At 69.6% G+C, this 4,426-nt stretch carries 2 protein-coding genes and 1 pseudogene; 2 read left to right on the top strand and 1 reads right to left on the bottom strand.

The genetic code is table 11. From position 1 onward, the window contains the following. The first annotated feature begins 189 nt into the window (after positions 1–189). Positions 190–1,209, top strand: coding sequence for a NucA/NucB deoxyribonuclease domain-containing protein (locus tag ACI2LP_RS33840; protein ID WP_404728369.1), 1,020 nt, complete (start codon positions 190–192; stop codon positions 1,207–1,209). Positions 1,210–1,292: 83 nt separating this feature from the next. Beyond that, a complete protein-coding gene (locus ACI2LP_RS33835; RefSeq protein ID WP_404728368.1) occupies positions 1,293–2,162 on the top strand; it encodes a DUF6924 domain-containing protein in 870 nt (289 codons plus the stop codon). A 130-nt stretch (positions 2,163–2,292) separates the two neighbouring features. On the opposite strand, the pseudogene ACI2LP_RS33830 reads toward ACI2LP_RS33835, so the two are convergent. Further along, positions 2,293–4,426 (bottom strand): annotated as a pseudogene (locus ACI2LP_RS33830) (hypothetical protein); the annotation flags it as partial.

Here is a 4,426-nt window from a genome sequence, read left to right as displayed (position 1 = left end):
GCTCTCGGCTCATACAAGATTTGTCGCGGTCCTCACCGTCACCGCTGCTGACCGAAACCCGACTTGTCCTAACAGGCAGTGCCCCAACAGCCAATAGATCCACGGCCGTTGAAGCGCATAACGTGCTCGCCTCACGGACGGCAGCCTTGACGCGGTGCCGTCCCTCCACCAACGAGGGGACACACACTCATGCGCATAAGCGCGCCCAGAAAAGCCGTCATAGGTGCCGCTCTGGGCACCCTCCTCCTCACCGGCATCAGCGCCGCAACCGCGCAGGCCGCACCGGCGAAGTACAGCATCAACGTCGCCCAGGCCCCGGCCGTCAAGACCGTCTACGCCAACACGGACGCCGCCGCGAGCTGCACGCTCAACACCATCACCATCACCCGCACCAGCATGTGCATGGATGTCGGCGCCCGCGTGGACCTGCGCAGGAACGGCAGGCCGGTCGGCTCCGCCACCTTCGACATCAAGCACTCCATGACGCTGAAGACCGACAAGCTGAAGTGGGCAGAGAGCTTCACCGTCGGCAAGGCCAGGCTCGTCAACGCCGGCGGCATCCACATCAACGTGTCCGTCGGCGGCGGCAAGGGCGTCAAGACCGCCGTCAAGTTCCCGCAAGGGTCCACCCTCGGCCCGGCCCACAAGGGAACCGTCGGCTACGCCGCCAGCGTCGGAAAGAAGAAGCAGCTCGCCAGCCCGGCCTCCTACCGGTTCACCTTCACCAAGCCCGGCTACACGGCAGGCGGCTTCACCTACAAGTCCGCCAAGTACCGCTGCGACGACACGTTCTGGGGCCCCAAGAAGCGCACCAAGAACCCCGGCTGCGTCTTCCCGTCCGCCTCCCCCGTGTTCACCCTCTCCCGCAGCGACGCGAAGGTGAAGCAGTCCGCCAACCACATCCTCGACGCCCAGCGCAAGATCGCCGGTCACCCGGGCGCCTCCACCCCGCTGCACCGCATCACCAACGAGAAGACCATCAACGCCCACCGCAAGGCCATGTGCGCGAAGGTGCACAACCCCGACCCCAAGAAGTACGACTGCGACGAGTACCCGTTCGCCGCCAGCAAGGAGGGCGGCAACCCGGCCCGCGGCAGCACCCGCATCATCTCCGCCGGTGACAACCGCAGCGCCGGCGCCCGCCTCGGCGGCTTCTACAAGGCGCAGCGCGTCCTCAACGGCGACGGCTATTACGTCCGCATCAAGTAAGGCACGCAACGCGCCTGCGACAGGTCCCGTCTACCCTTCCAGGACGTAACCGGCAGGCACAGCAAGCACGATGGGGGTTCTCCATGCAGCGTTCCAACTGGCCGCTCCTTGACGGCCGCACCCGGCCGCTCAAGATGAAGGAGTGGGGCGACCTGGACGTCATGGACCCCGACGCCGGCAAGCAGCCGCGCGGACGCGGGTTCCTGGCGGCCGAGAAAGACTGGCTGCACATCGACGCCGGAAGCGCCTTGGAGAACCCCATCGTCACCCTCTACGCCGGAGATGACCCGGGAGCAGAGAGCGGCTGGGACGAGGTTGAAGAGATCACCGTGATCTCCACAACCGGCTTCCTCGCCCTGTGCGACAGCGGATACGAGCCGCTGCGCAAAGAGAATCTCGCCACCGCAGGAGTCGGCCCCTACCTGGTCCGCGTCCATGCCAGTGACCGGTCGTCGGACGGCAAGAAGCCCCGCTTCCTCATCCAGGTCATCCCCGGCGAGCGCACGGGGGCCGAGCCCGAGCCGCCCTCCTCCACGATCGAGGAGTCCGCCGGTCCGCTCCTGGTGCGGACGTCCTTCGAGCAGCCAGATGAGTGGGCACGCTTGCTCCAGGCCCTCGAAGGAGGCTCGGAGCACTACGAGTCGATCACCGTCATCGACAACCGCGCCTACGCGGGCTTCACGGCGGATCAGATCCAGTCGCGGATCGGGCGCGATGACGAGGACTGGCCCGACAGCACTCTCGTCCTCATCGCCGACGAGTGGGCACTGTCCTCCGCAGAGTTCCCGTTGCTGGCCGTGAACAACCTGCCCGGCGATGACGACGATCCGTTCAGGATCACCCTCGCAGCGGCCGGTTCCTTCGTCGTCAACATGGAGCTGGCGAACACGAGCTTTGGTGAGTGGGGCTGTGGTGTCGACGCCGACGGCGTCTACCGGGAAGAGCACTACTGACAGGGCTGGCTCCGGCACGAAGACGTGCCGACGGGCGGAAACCTCTCCTGCTGAGGCACTGAACGCTGCCAACCTCACACCAAACGGCCGCGGGCCGGGGAGAGCCACCCTCCCCCGGCCCGCGGTCGTGTCACGTCCGGTCGGCGGCGGCGAGCTGTTCCTGGAGCCGGGCGTGGCGGAACTGGTAGACGGCCCCCGCCTGGCGCAGGACACCCCGCCGATGAGCTTCGTCGAGGAACGCCATGAGCCGCCATGGCAGCCTGCCCGTCCCGCACAGCCACAGGCGGACGACGAGCAGCCAGCCCCAGGCGCTCAGGGCGATGGTCAGCAGGCCGACCGGCAGCCAGACGACCATGGGCAGCCCCATGCTGTTCTGACTCATCGGCAGCGACCTGAGCAGGAAGACGCCGAGCGTGGTCCCGAACGCCATCACGACGATGCCCCGCGTGACCGCCGTCGCCCTGTCGCTGCGCAGGCCCGCCAGTGGACTGGACGCCCGTGCGATGTCGACCGGAGTGGCCAGCCACCGGTGCACCCCGGCCGCGACACCGGTGATCACGCCGATGCTGAGGCCGAATGCCAGTCCGAAGGTCAGCGCGGCTTCGAAGAGGCGACGGGGAGGGACGGCGTACAGCCAGTCCTCGGCCCGTGGTGGCAGTTCGTTCTGCAACCCGGTGTCGTCGGCGAAGACGCCGTTGGGCAACCCCGCGCGCACGTTCGTGTAGCTGCCCCGGGAGAGGTGCAGCTCCACGGGACCGTAGAAGGTCGTGCATTCCGGCTCGTGCGCGCAGTCCTGGACCTCGTCCGCTCCGAACCTCGCGTAACTACTGCCGCCCCACGTGCTGACGACTCCGAGCACCGGTCCGGGAGTACGGACGTACCGCGTCCCGTCCGGGTGCCGGCCGTAGTGCCAGCCACCCGTCGTGAGGGCGTACGCGCCGCCGTCCGCCGTCCGGTGCACGACGGCGCCGGACGGGAAGTCGGCGTTCATGGAAGCCCGTGCGCCCAGCGTCGAGGCATGGGCCAGGCCGAACGCGGCCCCCAGACACAGACCGCCGAGCAGACCGACGGACAGCGGCCGCAGCAGGGCCGGGCCGGGACGACGGCGTCGCTCCCCCCTGATCACCGGTGCCGCCGCCCGGCCGGTGACGCCCGGCCACACGGCGAGCGCGACGACGAGCCCGGCCAGCGCGCCGATCGCCAAGGACACGGGCTCGGAGACGAATTCGGTCCCGAGCACGAAGGCGACGAAGGCCGCCAGCAGGACGGCTGCCACGCTCAGCACGCCCAGGACGGGAGACCGGAGCCTTTGGCGCCCAAGAAGCGGCATGGTGGACGGGCGGACGTCTCCGGCAAGACCGAGAACAGCGAGCATCGTCGCGGTGGCAAGACCGGCGGCCATCGCCGCGGCGACCGGGCCCACCCGTCCGCCCGCGTTGAAATGAATCGGGTTGAAGTCCCCCCAGGCGAATCCGAGACTGCCGGCGGACCCGACGGCGACCCCCAGGGGTGCGGCGACCGCGACCGACAACACCAGCTCGCGCGGTATCCGCCACCGTCCTGCCGGCTGTCCGGAACGCGCCGCCCGGCCGGGTTCCGCCCATGTGCAGCCGCGCGACAGGACCACGTGTCCCGTACAAACCCCGGCGACGAAGGCGAGGGGTGTCGTGGGCTCCCCCAGGCCGACGGCGACCGCCGTCGCCATGCATCCCAGGAGCAGCACCGGCCCAAGGCGCCTGAGCAACCACGGTAGTGCCAGCCGCAGTTCCCACCATGCCAGGTCGCGGGTCCGCCGCCGCTCCAGGTGCCGGGCCAGAAAGCGGAGCCAGTGCCCGGCCCGGTCGGCGTCGGGGGCGTCCCCGAAGGCCGCGGGTACGAAGGCGTCGAGGAGGTGCTGCTCCAGCGCCTCCGGGCCGGAGAAGCGCCCGCCGTCGAGCAGCTGCATGGGGTCGGCGCCGGTGTCGCCGTACACCGTGCGGGCCATGGCCACCATCAGCGGTGTGCCGAGGACCTGCCGCAGGGCGGCGCCGAAAGGGTCCCCGGGGTGTGCGCGCAGCCGCGTGAGGACGGGGTCCCAGCACGTCGAGCGCTGTCCGTTGCTTCCCCTCAACGGGCGGGCGGTACGCACCAGATAGCGGCTCGCCTCCTTGAACGACAGCGGCTGGAGCTCGACCACGGCCGCGGAGGTGAAGACGTCCCCCGCCTCCACCACCTCCCCGTACACCTGCGTACGGCAGGTCAGCAGCACCGGACTGCCGGGGTCC

The sequence above is a fragment of the Streptomyces sp. NPDC019890 genome (genome assembly GCF_044903445.1).
GTDB lineage: Bacteria > Actinomycetota > Actinomycetes > Streptomycetales > Streptomycetaceae > Streptomyces.
Note: the sequence above shows the minus strand (reverse complement) of the source record. Positions and strands in the feature narration are given on the sequence as shown.

What these genes read in the sequence shown, in the direction of transcription:
- ACI2LP_RS33835 (WP_404728368.1), top strand. Translation starts at nt 1,293, where the DNA reads ATGCAGCGTTCCAACTGGCCGCTCCTTGACGGCCGCACCCGGCCGCTC.
- ACI2LP_RS33840 (WP_404728369.1), top strand. Translation starts at nt 190, where the DNA reads ATGCGCATAAGCGCGCCCAGAAAAGCCGTCATAGGTGCCGCTCTGGGC.